The sequence below is a fragment of the Streptomyces sp. NPDC050211 genome (assembly GCF_040656035.1).
GTDB lineage: Bacteria > Actinomycetota > Actinomycetes > Streptomycetales > Streptomycetaceae > Streptomyces.
In genome coordinates, this window is record NZ_JBFALC010000021.1 from 22,857 (window position 1) to 43,504 (window position 20,648).

Sequence of the window (20,648 nt, forward strand, 5' to 3'; positions counted from 1 at the left end):
TATCGAACGTTAATAGACGCGGGGGCCGGATTCCAAGCGGTTCCGCTTGATCGTTAACGTTTTTGCGCAGGACGTACAGGCCATGACCGGTGAAAATCGGGCGAGTTGACCACGGCGCAGCAGCAACTCGGCAGTCACACCAGTTCTGACGTTGCGTCAGTTGTTACCGGAACTAGACCGTCCACTCACGCCGGGTGACAACGATCAAGCCCGCGGCGGGCGCGCTCGATGATCTCGTCCTCCGTGAGCGGCACATCGTGGTGACTGAGGCAGATCGGCACCTCGATCTTGCTGAATCCGGTCCCCTCGGTCGCGGCGTTGAACGTGCCGCGCTGGAGACCGGCGAGGTTGTCGAGGACCGCGTTCCGCGCCTCCGCCATGGTCTCGACGGCGTTGATCTGAGCGGGCACGGTGAGGCGGCCGATGAACTGGTTCACCGTGTTGCCCAGCGCCTGGTTGTGGATCCCCCTGGGCGTCTGCGAGGCGAGGACCATCCCGAGTCCGTACTTGCGTATCTGACGGATGAGTTCAACGGTGCTTTCGGTACTCGGATTCGCCGCACCGGACGGTACGAAGTTCTGCGCCTCGTCCATCACCAGCAGCCCGCCCAGGGCACGGTCGCCGACCGGGTGCGCCCGGAACCATGAGAACAAGGTCGCCTGGAGGCGGCGGACGAATTGGGCCGGTCCGTCGCCGGACAGGCCGACGAAGCTGATCACCGAGATACGTGCGGTCTTCCCCGGCGACGGGATCAGGAGCATCCCGGGATCGGCGGGTGCGCCGGACTCCCCGAACAGCGGGTCGGTCTCCATCGCTGCTTCGAGCGTGTCCGCCATCTGAACCGCGAAGCGCCTGGTCCTGCTGTTGACGATGTCGGGCGGGGGCTCGGCGAGCAGCTCGACGAAGTCGGCCAAGGTCTTGCCGCCGTCGCGCGCGTACTGTTCGAGGGCGCGTTTGAGGACCCCCAGCTGCTGGGTCGCGCGAGCACTGCTGCCCCGTATGCCGGCATGCGGCGCGAGTGATGTCACGGTCGACCTGACCAGACGCGGGAAGTCGTCCTCGTCGTCAAGGACCGGACCGAAGTCGGGGAGCGGGTAGAAGGAGATCGGGCGTCCACGGTTCAGGCCCGGCGTCCACACCACCACCTCGACATCCGCGAAATAGCGTCGGGCCTCGCGCTCTTGCTCGTCCGCCCAGCGATCCGGCGTGCGCGGCCAGGGGTCGCCGAGCCGTGCGAGGTCGTCGTTCGGATCCAGCACGATCGCCGAGACACCACGCAGGGCACATTGCTCCACGAGTCGCTTGATCAGGACCGTCTTGCCCGATCCCGCCGCCCCCACCACCGCGGTGTGCATCCGGAGCCGTTCCATGGGAACCGCGAACGGACGGCGGCCCCGGACCGTGGTGCCGATGACGATCTCGGTACGAGCCGGCTCGGCGTCCTCCGGCATGTCCGCCGCGTCCGCCCCGGATCCGGTGTCCGTGGCCGTGATGCCGAGTTGCTGCCGCAGATCGGCCAGCACCGGCGCGAAGATCTCTGTGCGGGAGGCGGGGCGTTCCTGCCGCAGCCAGTCGGCCAGGCCTGACGCACGGTCGTCGAGCATGGCCCGGAGAGCGGCCAGGGTCCGGAGATCGGCGGCGCCGATCGGTAACGACACCCCGCCCCGCGCCTCGAAGTCGTCCTTGATCTCCTTGGTCTTGGCACCGCTCGGATACGGCATGTTCCGCAGCAGGATCAGACGGCGGCTCGTCAGATGGGCCGCCAGGCCGGCCTCCACAGCCGCGTTGCGTATCCGGGTCTGGGCGGCGCGAGGGTTGTCCGTGGCGATCGCCCGTAAGGACCAGTGGACTTCGTTTTCGCTGGCCTCGTCGACGACATGACGCAGCCGGGCATGCAGCGCCGCCTTGCGGCCGAAGTCCGTCTCGATGAGGAACCGTGTCTCGTCCACACCGAGTTCCTTGACCAGGCTCCGCAGTCCCGCGCCCAGCAGAGCGGGCATCAGGTCATCCTCGGACGCGGCGTTGAGCGGCCCGAGATCATCGGCCTCGGCACGGAGCTTCTCGAAGGACTCGGTCAAGGCGTCCAGGTTGCCGGCCTTCGCGGGCGTGGGCTGTGCGGCTCCCCTGGGCTCTTCGCCCGTCAAGGAGGTCAGTTCGGAGACTGTGCCGGTCTGCTCACACTCGTCGAGGTGCTTCTCGACGCGCTTGAGCAGCCGCCGTGCCGTGTAACGGTGGGGGGCTTCGGCCAGCGCGGCCGGGCTGATCGGCCAGGTCGGGTAGGGCGGGGTGAACCCCTCGGCCTCGTAGCCTTGGCGAAATCGGCTACTGATGATGGCCGCGGCGGTGGCCTCGTCGGGAATCGCTCCGAGTGTCGGCAGAACCTCGAACCGGTCCAGGGCGGACCGGACCGCCGACCGGGAAATCAGCCCCCAGGTGTCCTGGAGACACGCCACGACCATCAGGGTCCGGCGGGTTTCCTCCCGCAGTTCCATCAAGCCGGCCGCGATGTCGCTGCTCAGCCGCTGCGCGGCCCGGCTCCCCCCGGACGCGGACGACGTCAGCGCGGACGTCTCCGACGCGGACACCAGGTTGTCCAGCTGGTCGAAGGCGAAGACCAGCGGTCCGACGAGGGCGAACAGGCGCGTGAGATCGCGGAGCAGGAGTTGGGCCGGTCGCCGGCGCGGCGACATCCCCCAGGCGGCACGCCGGTCCGGATCGTCGTCGTCAAGTGCGAGGTACGCCTGGCCGATCCCCGCGGAATCGCGTGTGGAGGCGATGAGCGCCAGCGCACGGGCCGTATCGGCGGCCTCGTTGCCGACCTGCCGGTCGATTCTCCGGATGCCTTGAACGAACGCGTCGACATGGGCGCGCGTCAACTCCCGCTCACCGATGATGGCGTTGTGGGTCTCCGTGTCGAGGCCGGCCTGGCGCGAAAGCCCGTCGAGGAGGCGAACCAGCTGCAACTGGTCGCCCTCGTCCTTCCGGTACAGACTGTCGACGAGACTGTTGGTGGCGCCCTCCCAGAAGTCCCGGCCGGTCACGAGCTTGATGTAGAAGAAGAAGCCGCCGCGCTCCTGGATCTCGTGACGGGTCCAGCCGAGCAGATGCGTCTTGCCTGATCCGCGCTCGCCGCACACCACCGCCGCGACCGGCGAATGGGCGCGCTCGACAGCGCTCATCGCCCTTTCCAGCCGCCGGTACACCTCCCGATGAAGGCCGTCGACGTGGTACGGGGTCACCGGCGTCCAGACCTCGTCCTGCGTCGGCGCGGTGCTGATGTGGATGGCCTTCAGGGCCGCGATCTCCCTGTTCACGCCGGCCCGATCCGCAGCAGGTGCCGGGGTTCGCCGCCGATGTCGACGGCGGCCTTGCGGTCCTGGTCGCTGAGTGCGCGCTGGTTGAGTTCGGCCATCAGCTGTACGTCGGGCTGCTCGATCATCCGGTCGAGTTCGGCGTCGACGACCCCCCGTGGCATGTCTTCGAGCCATGGGCGCAGCGCCGACAGCTTGACCCAGCTGCCTGGTTCGCGGCGAACGGTGAGTTCCGTGTACACCGCGCGGATCCAGCCCTCGACGTCGGGCTTGAAGAACTCGCCGAATTTGGTGCCCGAACTCGCCAGGTACTGTCCGACGCTGTCCAGCACCGCATAGAGCACACCGGCCGGGAACTTCGCTCCGTCCGGACGTCCGGCCACCAGGGCGGACTCACACCAGGTCCTGCCCGCGGGCGTGAGCTGGTGCGTGTTGACCGCACCGCGTTTCCTGGTCGCGATCCGCTCGACGTCCTGATTCGCTCGTCGGCGTATCTCCGCGCTGACCTCTAGTCCGGCGAGATCGCGCAGTTCGCGGTTGGTCACCGGTCGTGCGACCACCATCAGGGCGAACAGCGATGCATGATCGCGTACGGTCAACTCCGTCGGCACAGTACCCCTCCTCGATGAGCCGAAAGCCGTTCAGATGTCGAGCCCTGGCCCGGGCACCAGTTCCACCCGGCCGGTCGCGCTGGACAACTCGCCCGTCACGGTGACCTCCTGCTGCTCCCGATGCACGGTGATCGCCCGGTCGTACGAGGCCTGGTCCGGAAGCCGCACCCAGACGGCCCGCCGGACCAGTTCGGCGTGTTCGGTGCGCAACTCGCCGCGGACCTTGATCCGCCACCGGTCGTTGCCGGCCGCGTCGTCGTGCAGCCCCTCGACCACGCCGGAGAGCGTCGCGGCACCGGTGGCGTTGAGGACACGAAGCCGGTTGGCCGCCGCCGACAGAAGCGATCCCGAGGTCTCGGGGAATGCGACGACGTGTGACAGTGCGTCGAGTGGCTGCGAGCGCGCCCACCGGAAGGTGATCTCGAACGGCTCGCTCCGCTCGGAGCCGGAAAGCTCGCTGAGCGCCTTGCACAGATCCGCCGAGACGCCGGCCGTGACGGTTTCGTCGAAGGCCGCGGGCTCGTCCGCCGCTACGGCCGCCTGGGCCGCGCTCACCGCTTCATGCATCTGAACCAGCACGGTCCGGCCGGCGATCTGCTCTCCACTCGGGGCCTGAGCCGTCGTATCCGCCGGCACCCGGGTCTCCACGATGTAGCTTCCGGCCTTGGACGGGCCGAGCTCGGCCGCACGCAGGAGGTCACCCACCACGCCCGGTGCCCGGCCGGCGAAGGAGAAGTGCGGACCCTGCACGACGGTGCGCGTCGCCGCACTCAGGAGGTTGCGGACACCCACCACGGCCTGCGCACCTAAGAGGAGCGACGTGTAACCCGGGTCGTGCCCCGCGGGAAACGTCCGGAAATACTGCTTGTCCAGCTGCGGTCGGGCGATCTCCAGGGCGATGTCGCCCGCCGGCCGGTCCTCCAGCGCGGACAGACAGCGCAGGATCTCCCGGACCCGACGCTCGTTGTCCCCCATACCGTCGCGACCAGGCACCAACACCTCGTAGTCGCCTGCGTGTTGCCACACACTCGCCCCGCGCCAGCCTTGCGGGTCCCGCTCCCAGCCCGTCTCGGCCAGATAGCCGGCGATGTCAGCGACCTTCAGCGGAATCGTCATCTCGGTTCCCCTACCAGTCCGACTGGGTCTCGGTGAGCCGGCGCAGCGAAGAGGCGGTGAGCACGTTCGCTGTCGGAACCCGGACCGGACGTATTCGCTCACGATCTGGGTCCTTGATCGGCTCCTCGGAACGAAGCGAGACGAAGTAGCCCAAGTGACGGAGCATGACGCCCTCGGTCGTCATGGCCGCGTACTCCTCCTTGTCCGCGGGGACGCAGATGACGAACAGGAAGCGGGGAACGGTGAAGTCGGGGCCTGCGAGCCTGTTGAACTGCCACTCATTGAGCCCGCGGTAGTTCAGATGACCGGACGATCCGGACGGCTTCGACCATGTCTTGATCTGAGCTTCGATGGTGGGTGACTGCCTCCGTCCGTACCGACCGGTGGCACGGAATCCGAGATCGATCCCATCCGCGTCGAGATCGTCCTGCGAAACGATCAACCCTGCCGCGGAGGCGAGCACACGGACGTAGTCTTCGCCGAATTTGCCCTGATGCTGCCGGGCATCGAGCATCTAAAGCCCCCCTACTGTGGCGCACAGTAGTCAGGAGCTTACGAGAAGCTTCAAAGGCTGTCAGGGTCAAAAAGTGGACCTTTGGACAGTCCCGAAAATGGTCCCGGACACAGCAAAGAGGCATCTTCGAACGTAATGTCGAAGATGCCTCTTGAACTGCATATTTGGTAGCGGGGACAGGATTTGAACCTGCGACCTCTGGGTTATGAGCCCAGCGAGCTACCGAGCTGCTCCACCCCGCGTCGTTGTGTTCACTAGTCTACGCCATCCGCGGGACACTCATGACCACACGTTGATTCACCCTGCGGGTTTGCCCGCGTGGGTGAGGGTCTCCCAGGCGACGAAGAGCCCGTCGGTACCGGCCGGGCGGGTCCACTCGGCGAGTCTGCGGGCGGCGGGGACGGTGACGTGAAGCCGGTCTTCCAGGTGATTCAGTACGACTTCCAGGTCGGGCCCCATGGTTCTGGAGACCTTGCCGCCGCACAGCCAGGCAGGCGCGGGCTCGCCCAGCTGGTGCCGGGCGTGGAGGGACAGGGCGGCCTTGAGCCGGTCCTTGACCTCGCCGTACAGGTCGACGCCCTGGTGCCAGGCCGTCTCGGCGATGTGGGCGGTGGCGGCGAGGGAGTGGCCGACGTGCTCGAAGTCACGGCAGGTCTCCTGGGTGACGCCGTCCTTGTAGGTCGACTGCTGGAACCAGTACGACCGCAGTCGCTGCGGGGAGTCCATGCCGGAGCCGGGCGCGGTGAGCGGGTGGCGGCCGTCCTTGCGCAGGTAGAAGTAGGCGGGGACGCGGTCGCGGAAGCGCTGCAGGGCGTGGTTGAAGGTCTGGTGGTCGTCGAGGAAGACGGCGATCCCGATGGCCGCGTCGGTCGAGGCGAGATCCCGGTTTCCGTTGACGTCCAGGACGCGGCGGGTGACCCGGGGGAGGTAGACGGTGCGGAGCATGGTCGCGAAGCGCTGTACGCGGTCGGCGGGCCAGTCCGCGCCGGGTGTGTGCCGCACGATCTCGGCGGCCCGTGCCCAGGTCGACCCGGCCCAGGCCGCCTGGAGTCCGGCGTTCTGCCCGGTGTGCCGCTTCAGCTTCGCCGACCAGCCGTCCATGATCTCCCGGGCTTTGACGGCGTGCTGCCGCTTGCCGGTGACCGTGAACAGCAGGGCCTGGGTGTAGGCGGCGATGGCGTCCGTACGCTCCTGGATGCAGCCCCGGCCGGCCATGGCACCGGCCGGGCAGTTCACGGACTTGTACGGCTCGGCCCGGTATTTGTACGCCCCGTATCTGCTGTCCCGCATGTCGAGGAACGCCTTGAGCCACGGCTGCCTGCCCGCCAGGACGTTCTCTCGTACGGCGTCCAGCTGGGCCTTGCCGACGAGGACGCCGGGGTGGGTGAACTCGGCGTCCGACGGGAGGGCGCGGGCCATGGAGCGCGAACCGTCGGCCGTCCCGCAGGAGGCGAGGAGCGCCGCGACCAGGGGCGGGATCAGCAAAGCCGTCGTCCGTCTGCGCACCGACCCCATCGCCGCCTCCGTGCCGTGATCCACACCCGCTCATTCGCAGCGTGCCTGGTACGGCGACGGGGCGCAGGATCTGATGGGCCGAAGGGGAGTTGAGGCCGGTCCGTCAGGCCGACAGATGACGGTTCGGCGCCTTCGCGCGCTCCTCGTACTCCGGCAGGACGACGACGTCCACACCGGCCGCTTCCAGCATCCCGCTGCCGTCGGCGGCCACCACGAAGGTGTCCGGCTCACGCCATGCCGTCACCACGCGCCGTACTCCGGCGTCCAGGATCAACCGCGCACACGGCGCGGGGCGGGATGCGCGGTGGGCGCACGGTTCCAGGCTGCTGTAGACCGTGGCGGTGGCCAGCCGGGGGTCGGTCGGGTCGAGCTTCGCCAGCGCGGCCTCCTCCGCGTGGACGACCAGGTCGCCGCCCTCGCGGGAGTGGCCCCGCGCCAGCTCGGTCCCGTCGGCCGCGACCACGACCGCTCCCACGCTGAACGCGGTCGGCGAGGGAGGGCACTGCGCGGCCAGTTCGCAGGCCAGGGCGAGCCAGTGGTGGTCGGCTGCGGAGTCCAGGCGGCCGGCGCCGGGTGCGGTGGGCTCGTAGCGCATGAGCACGACGTCCTCGATCCGCCGTGTCTCCAGCAGGCGGAGGCGGCCGCCCTGGTATCCGCCGGGGCCGAACAGCCGCGGCGCCTTCGGGTCGCCCACGAACAGCGGCGCCAGGACCAGCTGCACCTCGTCGGCCAGCCCCCGCTGGAGCAGCTGGGTGTGGATGAGGCCGCCGCCCTCGACCATCAAGCGCCGCACGCCGCGCACCTCGTGCAGGTGCTCCAGCAGCCGGCGCCAGTCCAGTTCCGGGCCCAGCGGGACCACGTCGGCGTCGACCGGCGTCGCGTGCAGGCGCTGGGCGCCCCGGTCCGTCGTATAGACGACCTTCTCGCCTCCCGTGTGCCAGAACTTCGCCGCCGGGTCCAGGTCGCCGGAACCGCTGACCGTTACCTTCAGGGGGTAGGCGGGCTTGCCCGCGGCCTCCCGTGCCGCTCGGCGCTCGGGGGAGTTCACCAGGAGGCGGGGGTTGTCGGCGCGGATGGTGCCGGCGCCGACGAGGATGGCGTCGACGGAGGCCCGTACCTCGTCGACGCGGTCGAAGTCGGCCGGGCTGGACAGGAGCAGGCGGTCGGGGCCGGTGTCGTCCAGGTAGCCGTCGAGGGAGACGGCGGCGGACAGCAGGACGTAGGGGAAGGGCATCTGCGTACTCCACCTCGGCGACGGGCGGGCTTGGTTCAAGTTTGAAACAAACCTACACTGGATGCATGACGACCCGCTGGCTCACCCCCGAGGAGCAGCGCGCCTGGCGCGCGTACATCGGCGCCGTCCTCCTGGTGGAGGATGCGCTCGACCGGCAACTCCAGCAGGAAGCCGGCATGCCGCACATGTATTACTCCATCCTCTCCACCCTGTCCGAGGCCCCGGAGCGCAAGCTGCGCATGACCGACCTCGCGGCGCGACTGAAGATCACCCGCAGCAGGCTGACGTATGCCGTGACGCGCCTGGAGAAGGACGGGCTGGTGCGCCGCGAGAACTGCCGCTGGGACAAGCGCGGCAGCATCGCGGCGCTGACCGACGAGGGGATGACGGTCCTGGAGCGGGCGGCGCCGGGGCATGTGGAGACCGTACGGGCGCTGCTCTTCGACCGGCTGACTCCGGAGCAGGTCGGGCAGATGGAGGAGATCTTCGGCAAGATCGCCGAGGGGTTCGAGGGGGACGCGGCGCAGGCGGCGCCCGATGACGTGCCGTGGCGGCGGCGGTCGGCCAAACCCTGTTGATGACGCGGGTCACAAATCCGTTGCTTCAAAATTGAAGCATGGGGTAGTGTCCGACACCGAGGAGCTGCTTCAAATCTGAAGCAGATGTGCCCGAGGACCGGAGTACCCGCATGCCCGACTTCCCCGCCGCCACCCAGCGCTCCCGCGTCCGCGTGCCGCTGCGCTTCGGAGACGGCTACAGCGTCGATGCCGAACTGGTCACCTTCCACGGACTGGCCGACAGTCAGGAGCACGTGGCCGTCGTCCTCGGCGACCCGGGGCCCGTCCCCTTGGTGCGTCTGCACTCCGAGTGCCTCACCGGCGATGTCTTCGGCTCGGCCCGCTGCGACTGCGGCCCGCAGCTGCGCGAGGCCGTCGAGCGCATCGCCGACCGAGGCGGCGTCCTGCTCTACCTCCGCCAGGAAGGCCGCGGCATCGGCCTCTACAACAAGCTCGACGCGTACGCCCTTCAGGACCAGGGCCTCGACACCTACGCGGCGAACACCGCACTGGGCCTGCCCGAGGACGCCCGCGACTACACGGCGGCCGCGCAGATGCTGGCCACCCTCGGCATCGGCGAGCTCGACCTGCTCTCCAACAACCCCGACAAGGCGGGCCAGTTGCGCGACCTCGGCATCAGCGTCCGCGACCGCGTGCCGACCGGTGTGTTCACCACCGCCCACAACGTCCGCTACCTGCGGGCGAAGGTGCTCCAGACCCAGCACACCCTGCCGCTGGGCGAACTGACGGAGCGTACGGCGGGCTGACGGCACTACTGGGGGAGCCTTCCGGGCGCCCTTCTCGGATGACGTCCGCGCCGGGCACTATCGACTCCATGTCCATCGCCGGCATCCCCGAACTCCCCGATATCCCCTCTATCCCCGAGGTGACGTCAGGACAGGACGCCCCAGCGGCGGGCCCGTTCCTGACGATGGGGTCCGACTCCGTGCCGGAGCCGGACCGGTTCAGCTGGTGGGCCGAGGTCGTCGACGAGCTGATGCCGGTGTCGATCAGCAGCGCGCACGCGCCCCGCTTCGAGGGCCGGCTGGAAGCCGTGGGGATGCTGCCGCGCAGCCAGGTCACGACCTTCACGTTCTCCCCGATGACCGCCCGCCGTTCGCTGGCGCAGATCCGCCGCCAGGATCCCGAGGACTACTTCATGATCCTCGTCGGGGGCCGCAGCTCCATAAGGCTGGAACAGTCCAGGAACGTCGCCTGCCTCGGCTCCGGCGAAATGACCCTGTACTCGAGTTCCCGCCCGCTGATCAGCGATTTCCAGGACCCCGAGCAGCAGTGCCGGATGACGGTGCTGCGGCTGCCGCGTACCGTGCTGCCCCTCGCCGACGGCCGGGCGGACCGGCTGCTGGCCGAGCCGCTGCCCACCGGCACCGGTTCCGCGGCGCTGCTCGCCCCGTATCTGACGGGCCTTCCGGACGCCGCCCGCAGCTGCGGACCGGCGGAGCTGGCCCGGCTCGGCTCCGTCGCCGTCGACCTGGCCGCGTCCTTGCTGGCCGCGCGGCTCGGCGAGCAGGACGCGCTGCCCGTCGAGACCCGCAAGGCCGCGCTGCTCGCCCGGATCAACGCCTTCATCGACCACAACCTGGCCGACCCGTGGCTGCGCCCGGCGGCCATCGCCGCCCACCACCACATCTCCGTACGCACCCTGCACACCTTGTTCCGCGACGCACCGGAACCCGTGGCCGCCACGGTCCGGCGCCGCCGCCTGCAGCGCAGCCACGCCGATCTGACCGACCCCGCCCTCCGCCACCGCACCATCGGCGAGACGGCGGCCCGCTGGGGATTCCGCAACCCGGCCGACTTCAGCCGGGCCTTCCGCGCGGCCTACGGAGTCTCCCCGAGTGAGGCCCGGGAACGTGCACAGAATGCCAAGGATCTCGGCACGGGCTGCTAAAGACGCGACTGACCAGCACAGGCGACAGTTGGATCACAGCATCCCAGTGACTTCAGGACCGGATCCGGACCCCATCGAGCACACCCTCGGTGCGGGGGAGGACCGCGGGGGGACCTGGAGGCACTGGGGTGCTTCTTGGGGGTGCCGAACGATCCCTCACGGGGCAGCACTGATCCCCCGCCTACCTGCCGTAGGCGGGGTTCAGCTCGCGCCGAGAACGACCTGCGTCGTTCAGAGGCGGAGCAGGCGCTGGGTGATCTCCCGGTACTGCCTCAGCGCGAGGTGGAGCTCGGCGGATTCCTTTTCGGCGTCCTGGCCTTCGGGGTCCTGGTCCTGCCAGCCCGCGCGGAGGGAACGCCGAAGTTCGGCGAGGACCTCCACGAGCTGGGCGGTGGCCTCGTCGAAGGCGCCCTCGGCTTCCTCCAGCGACTCACGCGGAGCGTCGGGGAACGTGTTGACGGCCCGCCCGAGGCGCCGGACGATCTTGTCCCGCTCGTCCGCCGGGAACAGCGGTGCCGGGCCGGGCGCGCGGCGCCCCGCGGCGCCACGGGGCTGGTCCGCGGACTGTTGGGCGCGTGTCTGGTCGTACATCATCAAGTGCCGCTTTCCTCTGTGTTGTACCGGATTTCCTTCAGCGGCATGGCTCTGAGCCGTGCCGCCAGTCAACGTCCGGCGTGGGCCCGTGTCAACGCGATACCGCCGGCGAGCAGACGCGGTTGTTACACGGGCAGGAGTACGGTGAGAACCCGAGGGCCTTTCACATAGCGGAATTCGGACCGGCTCCGGGCCGTCATCTCATGGTCCGGTGAGTCCACCAGACCACATTCCCTTCCACAGCCCGTCACGCGTCCTCAGGGCAGCCCGTGACCCCGGCCGCGCCATCCGCACCAGCCGAGGAGCCACGCATGCCCCGCAGCCCGACCACGCCCACGCCCACGACGGCCACACCGTCGGCCCCCGCCCCGCCCCAGAGCTACGACGGTACGTCCCCCTTCCCGCCGGACGGACCGGCGCCCCCGCGCGACGGCGGCGAACGGCTGTACGTCACGGTGACGGCAGTGATCGTCGTCCTGCCGTTCCTGGCGATCGGCCTCGCCGGCTGGCTGCTGTGGGGCAGCCTCATCCATCCCGCCGACATCGTGCTCGCACTCGTCCTCTACACGGTCACGGGTCTCGGCGTCACCGTCGGCTTCCACCGCGGTCTCACCCACGGCGGCTACCGGGCCGTCCGCCCCGTGCGCATCGCGCTGGCGGTGGCCGGGTCGTTGAGCTTCCAGGGCGACGTGATCACCTGGGTCGCCACCCACCGCCGCCATCACGCCTTCACCGACCGGCCGGGGGACCCACACTCGCCGTACCGCTACGGCACGCATCTGCGCGGCCAGTTGCGCGGACTGCTGCACGCGCATGTCGGCTGGCTGTTCCGCAACGACCGTACGCCGCCGGAGCGTTACGCCCCCGACCTGCTGGCCGACCGCGACATCCGCCGTGTCGCCCGCGCCTTCCCGGCGCTGTGCGTCCTCACGCTAGCTCTGCCCTTCACCGCGGGCTGGCTCATCGGAGGTACGTGGCTGCACGGCATAACCGCCTTGCTCTGGGCGGGACTTGTGCGCATCGCGCTGCTCCACCACGTCACCTGGAGCGTGAACTCCCTCTGCCACATGATCGGTGACCGCCCGTTCCGCACCCGGCGCCATGACCGGGCCACCAACCTGTGGCCGCTCGCCCTGCTCTCGTTCGGCGAGAGCTGGCACAACCTCCACCACGCCGACCCCACCAGCGCCCGCCACGGCGTCGACCGGGGCCAGCTCGACCCGTCGGCCGCCGTCATCCGCCTCCTCGAACGCCTCGGCTGGGTGCACGACGTGCGCTGGCCCACTCCGGCCCGCGTCGCCGCCCGCCGCACCTGACACCGAGCACTCGCCTCCTCCGCCGCACGGCGATCGACAGGAGCTTCCGTGACCACCGCCATGCAACCCCCGCTTCCCTCCCAGCCCCTCCTGCGCCTGCGCCTGGCACCCCACGGCCGCATGCCCCGCCCCATCGACGGAGCGTGGTGGCCCCGTTCGTACGACCTGCTCGCCGAACTCCCCTGGCTGCTCGCCGGGTTGCCGCGCGCGTGGGGCCACATCACCAGCGTCACCGTCAACGGGGCGACATGGTCCGCGGTGCCCGGCCGGATGCTCGTTTCCAACCAGGTCGTACGACTGCGCCGGACCCCCACGGCATCCGCCGCCCACACCATCGTCCTGCTCTCACCCGGCCAGGGACGCTGGGACCTGCTGGTCGTACCGCCCGACACGACCGAGGAGGCCGCGGAACCCCTCATGGCAGCCGCGGCGGACGCTCTTGATCAAACGCCGTGAGCCCCAGTCCAGATGTGGTCTGGACTGGGGCTCTGTCGTAGGCCCTGTGGGACTCGAACCCACAACCAATGGATTAAAAGTCCACTGCTCTGCCAATTGAGCTAAGGGCCCAGGCGATGTTGCCTCCCCGAGCATAGCCGGACACGGCCGGGACTCCGATCGGGTATCGGGGTCCCGGCCGTGCCGCACCGGCACAGCGGGCCAGGAGTGTCCAGGGGTGTTACGGATCGACCGGTTCGGGCGTGCCCGTGCGGGACGCCTCGCGGGCGATGGTCCGTTCGTGGTCGGGGTTGAGGAACCAGTGCCGGGCCGAGGCCAGCCACCAGGTCGCGGCGAAGCCGAGGACGACGAGGACGGCGACCGGGGCGTAGTTGAAGGTCTCCGAGGTGACCGGGGAGACCTGCGGCAGCATGAACAGGACCGTGATCACGGCGACCCACGCCACCGCCACCACCCCGATCGGCCGCGACCAGCGCCCCAGGTGCCAGGGCCCGCGCTCGAAGTCCTCGCCCTTCCGCAGCCGCAGCAGCGTCGGGATGACGTAGGCGATGTACAGGCCGATCACGGCGATCGACGTCACCGCCGCGTAGGCCGTGACATTGATCAGATACGGCAGCCCGAGCACCAGCGCGCCCAGCGCCGCCAGCCACACGGCCGCCACGGGGGTGCGGGTGCGCGGGCTCACCGTGTGCCAGACGTGGGAGAAGGGCAGCGCGCCGTCCCGGGAGAACGCGTAGATCATCCGGCTGTTGGCCGTCACCGACGCCATCCCGCAGAACAGCTGGGCCCCGATCACGACCAGGAGCAGCAGCTTGCCCGCCGTCGCGCCCAGCGCGTCGAGCAGGATCTGCGCGGGCGGTGCGCCGGTCGGGGACGTGAGGGCACCCTCGTAGGACTGGATGGCGAAGGTGAAGCCCAGGAGCAGGACGAATCCGGCTATCCATGACGTCCAGATCGACTGGACGATCCCCTTCGGGCCCGCCGTCGACGCGTCGTGTGTCTCCTCTGTCATGTGGGCGGAGGCGTCGTAGCCGGTGAAGGTGTACTGGGCCATGAGCAGGCCGAGCGCGACGACGTACACGCTGCTGCCCCAGCCCGTGTTGTTCACGAACTCGCCGAACACGAAGGACGCGGACTGGTGCTGGTCCGGGGTGAAGGTGAGCGCGCCGACGATCACCGCCACGCCGAGCACGTGCCACCACACGCTCACGCTGTTGAGCAGGCCCACCACCCGCACCCCGAAGGTGTTCAGCAGGCCGTGCAGCACCAGGATCCCCGCGAAGAGGAGGACCGTGCGGCCCGGCGTCACCTCGAAGTCAAACTGCAGGTTCAGGTACGCGCCCAGGAAGGACGCCGCCCCGAAGTCGATGCCCGCGGTCACCGCGACCTGGCCGAGCACGTTGAACCAGCCCGTGAACCAGGCCCACGCGGCGGCCGTGCGCGGGGGTGCGAGCCGGTGGGCCCAGAAGTACAGGCCCGCCGACGTCGGATACGCCGAGCAGATCTCGGCCATCGCCAGGCCCACGAACAGCGTCATCAGTCCGACCGCGACCCAGCCCCAGGTGATCACGGCGGGACCGCCGGTGTTCATGCCGAACAGATACAGCGTCAGACATCCCGACAGGACCGAGATGATCGTGAAGGAGACCGCGTAGTTGGAGAACGCCGACATGCGGCGGGCAAGGACCTGCGTGTAGCCGAGCTGGGCCAATCGCTCTTCGTCAGACAGCCCACTCACTTTGGCGTCATCTGTCATGCCCCCAGCGATTCCCTCGCCGGGGGCATGACACACGTCACAACTTGGCTAGAAATTGGCCCTCTCCCGACCACCGACCAACCGACTAGAAGAGGCCCTTGTAGCCCTGCCACCCGGTCGCGATCTTCACCCGGGTCGCGAACGACCCCTTGCCGGTCCCGGTCTGGCGGTACAGATTCCCGGCCGTGTCTCGCATGACCAGGTCGTTCTTGCCGTCGCCGGTGATGTCCCCGACACCGACGACCGTGTTGTACGAGGCCCCCCAGCCGGCGAAGACCTTCACCCGCTCCTTGACCTGGCCCGCCCCGGTGCCGTCGTAGCGCCACAGCGTCCCGGACCCGTCCAGCGCCAGGACGTCACCGAAGCCGTCGCCGTTCAGGTCACCGGCACCGACGATCTTCTTGTAGCCCGACCACGTGCGGATCTTGACGCCCGCCTTCAGCTTCCCGGCGCCGTCGTTGGCGAACAGGTAGACATCACCGGTCGACGCCTTGCGCGCCAGCAGGTCGGTACGGCCGTCGCCGGTCAGGTCGCCGGGTGCGGTGAGGACGTTGTACGCGTTCCAGCCGGTGCCGAGGGAGGTGTGGCTGTTCGAGGGGGTGTACGAGATCCCGCACCGCCCCGTGTACCGGCGCAGTTCGCCGCTGGGCGTGCGGATGAGCATCTCGGCGCATCGGTCGGTGCCCATGTCGCCGAAGGGGACGGCGAGCGTGCCGGCCGGCCAGCCGGAGGCGGAGGTCTTGAAACCGAAGGTGCCCTTGCCCTCGGTGTGGTGCAGGGTCAGGCCGCCCGCCGAGTTGAGCGTGACCAACTCGCCGTAGCCGAGGCCGCCCTGGTCGTGGTGACCGGGCAGACCGCCGGTGAGCCCGAACGCTCCGCTCGTCGTGTACATCCCGCCGCCTTCGGTCGCCGTGGCGGTCAGCGTCCAGGTGTAGCGCCCGTTGTACGCGTAGGCCCCCGAGTCCGTCTTTCCGGTCCAGCCGACCTCCGCCTCGGTACCTGCGCCAGTCCTCGTGTACATGGCACGGCCCTGGACGTCCTTGACCTTGAAGGTCCAGGTGGCGGGCTTGTTGAGCTGCCAGGTGCTGTTCCAGAAGTCGTTCTTGGCGCCGACCGAGGCGTCGTCCACCTCGGACTCGATCTTCAGCAGCGGCTGGGACGGCACCCCGCTCTGCACGATGTGCACGGACGCGTCCGCGTCCACGTACGCGATGTCCCCGCCGAACTTGTCCACGGCCCAGGTCTGCCGCCGCTGGTCGGCAGTCGTCCCGGCCGGCAGGTCGACGATCGCGCGCGGGGCGGCCGCCGTACCGGTGTGGAAGTCGGTCAGCAACAGCTTGCCTGCGGTCCGGTCGTGCCGGACGAGGTACCCGTCTCCGACGAGCGCGGGCCCGGACGGCACGGTGATCTTCTTCTTCGCCGAACGGTCGTATACCCCCGCCGCTCCGGTGGCGCCGCAGTTCCAGTAGACCCAACGGCCCACCACCTGAAGCTCCTTGACCGTGCAGGGCGCGCCGGTGGCGATCGTCTCGACGGTCCTCTTCTGCTCCAGGTCGTACGCGGTGACCGCACCGGCGCCGGAGCCCGGTGTGTACAGCCGAGTGCCCCACACGGAGGCGGCGGTGATGGAGCGGGTCTTCCGCACATGCTGAACGAGGTACGTCTGTTGGGAATCGATGTACTGCTTGCCGGTCGAGGCCGCGTTGTAGACGAAGTAGCGGCCGGTGACGTCCACGAACCGGCCGCCGGTCACGCCGGGTTCGTCGGCATAGTGGTAGCCATCGGGGCCCGTCCAGACCTGCGCATACTCCTTGCCGTCGGCGTCGACGAAGAAGTAGCCGACGTTGCCGTTCCCGGCCGCTCGTAGCGGCACACACCTGCCGGCATCGCACGCCTCCCGCTTGATGTGCTGGCCGTGCGCAAAGGTACCGGCGTAGCCGCGGGTCTCCCGCTCGCCGGCCGTCGAACCGTCCGCGGAGATCTGCCGGTTGGTGACGTAGGGATCGCCGTTCGGGGCACTCTCCACGGTGGTGAGGACACCCCCCGCGTAGTCCATGCCCCACACCCCCTCGGTCTGGAGCGGCATCGGAGTGGTGTCCGCGGCAGCCGGGCCTGTGCCCAGAGCGGTCAGGGCCACGAGAGTGAGTGCGATCCGGGCATGCCGGGTCAAGGTCCCTCCCCAGGGAAGTCAGAAAAGGCGCGGCGGCAGGCCTCGTCGAATTCCCCCTCGGCCACGTTCCGCCACGCAAGCCAAAGGATGCTAACAACCGCACACACGTCCCGGTAGCGGATTGTTGAAACGCGGAAGGGCCCGCACGACCGAAGTCGTACGGGCCCTTCTCACGTCAATCAGCGTCAGCCGTTGCGCTTCCAGCGCGGCTTGTCGTCGCGGCGGCCGAAGGAGCCGGTGCCGGTGCCGGTGCTGCCGCCGCGGTGGTCGTCACGGCGGCCGTAGGGGCGCTCGTGGCCGCCGGAGCGGAAGCCCGGGCGGTCGCCCTGGCGGTCGCGGTTGAAGGGGCGGTCGCTGCCGCGGTGACCACCGCGGTCGTCACGGCGCTCGAAGGAACGGCCGGCCGGGCGGTCGGTCGGACGGTCGGCAGGGCGGTCGTCGCGACGGAAACCACCACGGTCGTTGTCACGACGCTCGAAGGAACGACCACCACGGTCATCACGACGGTCATCGCGACGGAAGCCACCGCGGTCATTGTCACGACGCTCGAACGAACGACCACCACGGTCGGCAGGGCGGTCGTCACGACGGAAGCCGCCACGGTCGTTGTCACGACGCTCGAACGAACGACCACCACGGTCATCACGACGGTCATCGCGACGGAAACCACCACGGTCATTGTCACGACGCTCGAAGGAACGACCACCACGGTCATCACGACGGTCGTCACGGCGGAAGCCGCCACGGTCGTTGTCACGACGGTCATCGCGACGGAAACCACCACGGTCGTTGTCCCGGCGCTCACGACGCTCGTACGGCGCCGGAGCCTCGGCCCGGTCCACATCCTGGGCGACCGGCTGCTCGGGCACGGACGCCTCAAGCGTGGCCTCCACGACCGCGGCCTGCGCCTCGGCGACAGCGGTCTCCGGGTCCTCGCCGCGCTCGCGGGCGGCCCGGGCGACCAGGCGGTCGGCCTCCTCGCGCAGCTCGGTCGCGCGTCGCTGCGCCCGCTCCAGCTGCTTGGCGAGGTGGGCGACCTCACGCTCGGCCTGCTGCGCGGCGTTGCCCGCGGACTCGGCCTGGACCTCGGTCATCGAACGGGCGCCGGTGATCTCGGCGACCTCGGGCTCGAACGCCGTACCGGAGTTGATGATGTGACGGCCGGCGTCGACGCCCGCGTCCTCCATCAGCCGGAAGATCTGGCGGCGCTGGTGCGGGAGCGAGAGGGAGACGACCGTGCCGGTGCGGCCGGCTCGGGCGGTACGGCCCGCGCGGTGCAGGTAATCCTTGTGGTCACCGGCGGGGTCGACGTTCAGGACGAGGTCGATGCCGTCGACGTGGATACCGCGGGCGGCGACGTCGGTGGCGACGAGCGCGTTGACGTAACCGTCCTTGAAGTCGGCCAGCGTCCGCGTCCGCGCGCCCTGCGTCATACCGCCGTGCAGCGCGTCGGCCTTCACGCCCGCGTCACGGAGCTGCTCGGCGATACGGTCGGCGCCCAGCTGCGTACGGACGAAGATGATCGTGCGGCCCTTGCGGGAGGCGATCGCGGCGGTGACCGGCGCCTTGTCCTTGGGCTTCACGACGAGGATGTGGTGGGACATCGTCGTGACGTTGCCCTGGGCGCTGTCGACCTCGTGCGTGACCGGGTTGGTCAGGTAGCGCTTGACCAGCGTGGAGATCTCGTTCTCCATCGTGGCCGAGAACAGCATGCGCTGGCCGCCGCCCGGGATCTGGTCGAGCAGCTCGGTGACCTCGGGCAGGAAGCCCAGGTCGGACATCTGGTCGGCCTCGTCGAGGACCGCGACCTGGACGTTCTCCAGGGAGCAGGCGCCGCGGTTGATGATGTCGCGCAGCCGGCCCGGGGTGGCGACGAGGACGTCGACGCCGCGCTCCAGGGCGTAGATCTGGTTGCCCATCGACGTACCGCCGCAGACGACCTTCATCTTCAGGCCGAGCACGTCGCCGTACGGCTGGAGGGCGTCCGCGACCTGCATCGCGAGCTCACGCGTCGGCGTGAGGATGATGCCGCGGGGCTTCTTCTTCTCGGTGTGGCCGCCGGAGAGCTGCGTGAGCATCGGCAGACCGAAGGAGAGGGTCTTGCCGGAGCCGGTGCGGCCACGGCCGAGGATGTCCTTGCCGGCCAGGGCGTCCGGGATGGTCGCGGCCTGGATCGGGAAGGGGCTGGTCACGCCGTTCTGCGCGAGCTTGCGCACGACGCCCTCGGGGAGACCGAGGTCCGCGAAGGTGAGCTCGGGGGCCTGCTCGGGGGCCTCTACGGTCTCGTCCCCGTTCTCGGGCACGACGACGTGATCAGTACTGGAAATGGACATGCGAATGCGAAACCTTCCGGAGTCTCGTCGGCACGCGCCCGTCAACTCCGTGATTTCGCAATACGACCGCCTCTATGCGGTCAGCCACGGCAAGGGAGAGAACGCGCCACACGGCGCGCTCTTCTATGGCGCCGGGCAAATGATTCAAACGATCTATAACCATACGCACCCACCGGCCCCCCTGGCAAACCGCATCCCGGAGAGACAGGTCACACCCTCACGCCGGTGACCCCGCGGTCGGCGCCGGCTCCCGCTGGGCCAGCTGCGGTGCCGTCTCCCCATGCGCCGAGGAGGACGGCTCGGCGACGGTCGGATCCGGCGAGGCGGTCGGCGACGGCGGCGTGGGCGTCGGCTCCGGCGCGACCGTCCGCGTAGGCGTCGGCTGCGGCTTGGTCGGCATGGGCTCGCCCGCCCCGCCCGTCCCGCCGGGCCCACCCGGACGCACCGGCGCCGAAGGAGCCCCGCTCCCGGGCGCGGAAGCCGAGGCCGAAGGCCCTTCGGACTTCTCCCCCGGCTTGCCCTTGCCCTCGCCGTCCTGCTTCTTCCCGCCGCCCTTCCCGTCCCGCTTGCCGCCCGTCGCCGCCCCGTACCCGGAGCCACCGCCCGACACGGCCGATCCCCCGTCGGGCGCCTCCCCACCCCGCTGACCGGCGGAATGGGACGGCTTGGCGCTTCCGTCCGGCCCGTCGTCACCCACGCTCATACAGCCGGCGGCAGCGGCGACGGCCACGACCGTGGCGGCCAGGCGAACGGGTACGTACAAGGGGCGCACGGGCAGCCACCTCCGGGGAGGGCGAAGAAGTCAACCTGCCCAACTCCCGCCGCCCACAAGAGGACACGCGCCAGACGACACGTGACGCGTCACACCGGACGAACGACGCCTCAGCCGTACCCCAGCGCATGCAGCCGGGCGTCGTCGATCCCGAAGTGATGCGCGATCTCATGCACCACCGTCACCTCGGTCTCCTCCACGACCTCCGCCCGCGACTCGCACATCCGCAGCGTCGGCCCCCGGTAGATCGTGATCCGGTCCGGCAGCACCCCGGCGTACCACTCCCCGCGATCGGTCAGCGGAGTCCCCTCGTACAGGCCGAGCAGCTCGGGATCGTCCACGGGCGGTTCGTCCTCGACGAACACCGCGACGTTGTCCATCAGCCGCGTCAGCTCCGGCGGGATACGGTCCAGCGCCTCGGCGACCAGTTCCTCGAACTCCTCGCGTGTCATCTCCAGCACAGGGCCATTGTCCGGTACGG

General features: G+C 69.6%; 17 protein-coding genes and 2 tRNA genes. 5 read left to right on the plus strand and 14 right to left on the minus strand.

The window, feature by feature from the left end; translation table 11 throughout:
- Nucleotides 1-185: 185 nt before the first annotated feature.
- From AB0I98_RS21730 to AB0I98_RS21760, 7 genes are all read right to left on the minus strand, one after another.
- Nucleotides 186-3,314, minus strand: coding sequence for a DUF87 domain-containing protein (locus AB0I98_RS21730; RefSeq protein WP_362944141.1), 3,129 nt, complete (start codon nt 3,312-3,314; stop codon nt 186-188).
- Nucleotides 3,311-3,922, minus strand: coding sequence for a hypothetical protein (locus AB0I98_RS21735; protein WP_362944143.1), 612 nt, complete (start codon nt 3,920-3,922; stop codon nt 3,311-3,313). Before AB0I98_RS21735 ends, AB0I98_RS21730 begins: the two co-directional genes overlap by 4 nt.
- A 30-nt stretch (nt 3,923-3,952) precedes the next feature.
- Nucleotides 3,953-5,038, minus strand: coding sequence for a hypothetical protein (locus tag AB0I98_RS21740; RefSeq protein ID WP_362944145.1), 1,086 nt, complete (start codon nt 5,036-5,038; stop codon nt 3,953-3,955).
- 10 nt (nt 5,039-5,048) lie between these two features.
- Nucleotides 5,049-5,552, minus strand: coding sequence for a DUF4365 domain-containing protein (locus tag AB0I98_RS21745; RefSeq protein ID WP_362944146.1), 504 nt, complete (start codon nt 5,550-5,552; stop codon nt 5,049-5,051).
- Between the two features lie 165 nt (nt 5,553-5,717).
- Nucleotides 5,718-5,794: transfer RNA gene (locus AB0I98_RS21750), tRNA-Met, on the minus strand.
- A 55-nt stretch (nt 5,795-5,849) separates the two neighbouring features.
- Nucleotides 5,850-7,091: an alginate lyase family protein gene (locus tag AB0I98_RS21755; protein WP_362944148.1), complete on the minus strand. Its 1,242-nt coding sequence runs from the start codon at nt 7,089-7,091 to the stop codon at nt 5,850-5,852.
- 79 nt (nt 7,092-7,170) lie between these two features.
- A complete protein-coding gene (locus AB0I98_RS21760) occupies nt 7,171-8,301 on the minus strand; it encodes a dihydrofolate reductase family protein (protein ID WP_362944150.1) in 1,131 nt (376 codons plus the stop codon).
- A gap of 65 nt (nt 8,302-8,366) precedes the next feature.
- Between AB0I98_RS21760 and AB0I98_RS21765 the strand changes: the two genes are divergently transcribed.
- The 3 genes from AB0I98_RS21765 (at nt 8,367) to AB0I98_RS21775 (ending at nt 10,770) form a co-directional block, all read left to right on the plus strand.
- A complete protein-coding gene (locus AB0I98_RS21765; protein WP_362944152.1) occupies nt 8,367-8,879 on the plus strand; it encodes a MarR family transcriptional regulator in 513 nt (170 codons plus the stop codon).
- Nucleotides 8,880-8,989: 110 nt separating this feature from the next.
- A complete protein-coding gene (gene ribA / locus AB0I98_RS21770) occupies nt 8,990-9,625 on the plus strand; it encodes a GTP cyclohydrolase II (protein WP_362944154.1) in 636 nt (211 codons plus the stop codon).
- Between the two features lie 68 nt (nt 9,626-9,693).
- Nucleotides 9,694-10,770 (plus strand): helix-turn-helix domain-containing protein, encoded by a 1,077-nt coding sequence (locus tag AB0I98_RS21775; RefSeq protein ID WP_362944156.1) that lies wholly within the window; start codon nt 9,694-9,696, stop codon nt 10,768-10,770.
- A gap of 231 nt (nt 10,771-11,001) precedes the next feature.
- Here AB0I98_RS21775 and AB0I98_RS21780 read toward each other — a convergent pair whose 3' ends face one another.
- Nucleotides 11,002-11,364, minus strand: coding sequence for a hypothetical protein (locus AB0I98_RS21780; protein ID WP_362944157.1), 363 nt, complete (start codon nt 11,362-11,364; stop codon nt 11,002-11,004).
- Nucleotides 11,365-11,675: 311 nt separating this feature from the next.
- Between AB0I98_RS21780 and AB0I98_RS21785 the strand changes: the two genes are divergently transcribed.
- Both AB0I98_RS21785 and AB0I98_RS21790 read left to right on the plus strand, forming a co-directional pair.
- Nucleotides 11,676-12,680, plus strand: a complete 1,005-nt coding sequence (locus tag AB0I98_RS21785; RefSeq protein WP_362944159.1) for an acyl-CoA desaturase — start codon at nt 11,676-11,678, stop codon at nt 12,678-12,680.
- Nucleotides 12,681-12,728: 48 nt separating this feature from the next.
- Complete coding sequence (locus AB0I98_RS21790) at nt 12,729-13,136, plus strand: DUF5994 family protein (protein WP_328361833.1); 408 nt, start codon at nt 12,729-12,731, stop codon at nt 13,134-13,136.
- Between the two features lie 38 nt (nt 13,137-13,174).
- On the opposite strand, the gene AB0I98_RS21795 is transcribed toward AB0I98_RS21790, so the two are convergent.
- From AB0I98_RS21795 to AB0I98_RS21820, 6 genes are all read right to left on the minus strand, one after another.
- Nucleotides 13,175-13,247 (minus strand) — tRNA-Lys (locus AB0I98_RS21795).
- Nucleotides 13,248-13,356: 109 nt separating this feature from the next.
- Nucleotides 13,357-14,892 carry an amino acid permease gene (locus AB0I98_RS21800; protein WP_362944161.1) on the minus strand — a complete coding sequence of 512 codons (1,536 nt, stop codon included), beginning with the start codon at nt 14,890-14,892 and terminating at the stop codon, nt 13,357-13,359.
- Nucleotides 14,893-14,977: 85 nt separating this feature from the next.
- Entirely contained in the window at nt 14,978-17,062 is a 2,085-nt protein-coding gene (locus tag AB0I98_RS21805) for a VCBS repeat-containing protein (protein ID WP_362944163.1), read from the minus strand.
- 185 nt (nt 17,063-17,247) lie between these two features.
- Nucleotides 17,248-19,395, minus strand: a complete 2,148-nt coding sequence (locus AB0I98_RS21810; protein ID WP_362944165.1) for a DEAD/DEAH box helicase — start codon at nt 19,393-19,395, stop codon at nt 17,248-17,250.
- Between the two features lie 217 nt (nt 19,396-19,612).
- Entirely contained in the window at nt 19,613-20,167 is a 555-nt protein-coding gene (locus tag AB0I98_RS21815; RefSeq protein WP_362944167.1) for a hypothetical protein, read from the minus strand.
- Nucleotides 20,168-20,277: 110 nt separating this feature from the next.
- Nucleotides 20,278-20,628, minus strand: coding sequence for a metallopeptidase family protein (locus AB0I98_RS21820; RefSeq protein ID WP_362944169.1), 351 nt, complete (start codon nt 20,626-20,628; stop codon nt 20,278-20,280).
- Nucleotides 20,629-20,648 lie beyond the last annotated feature (20 nt).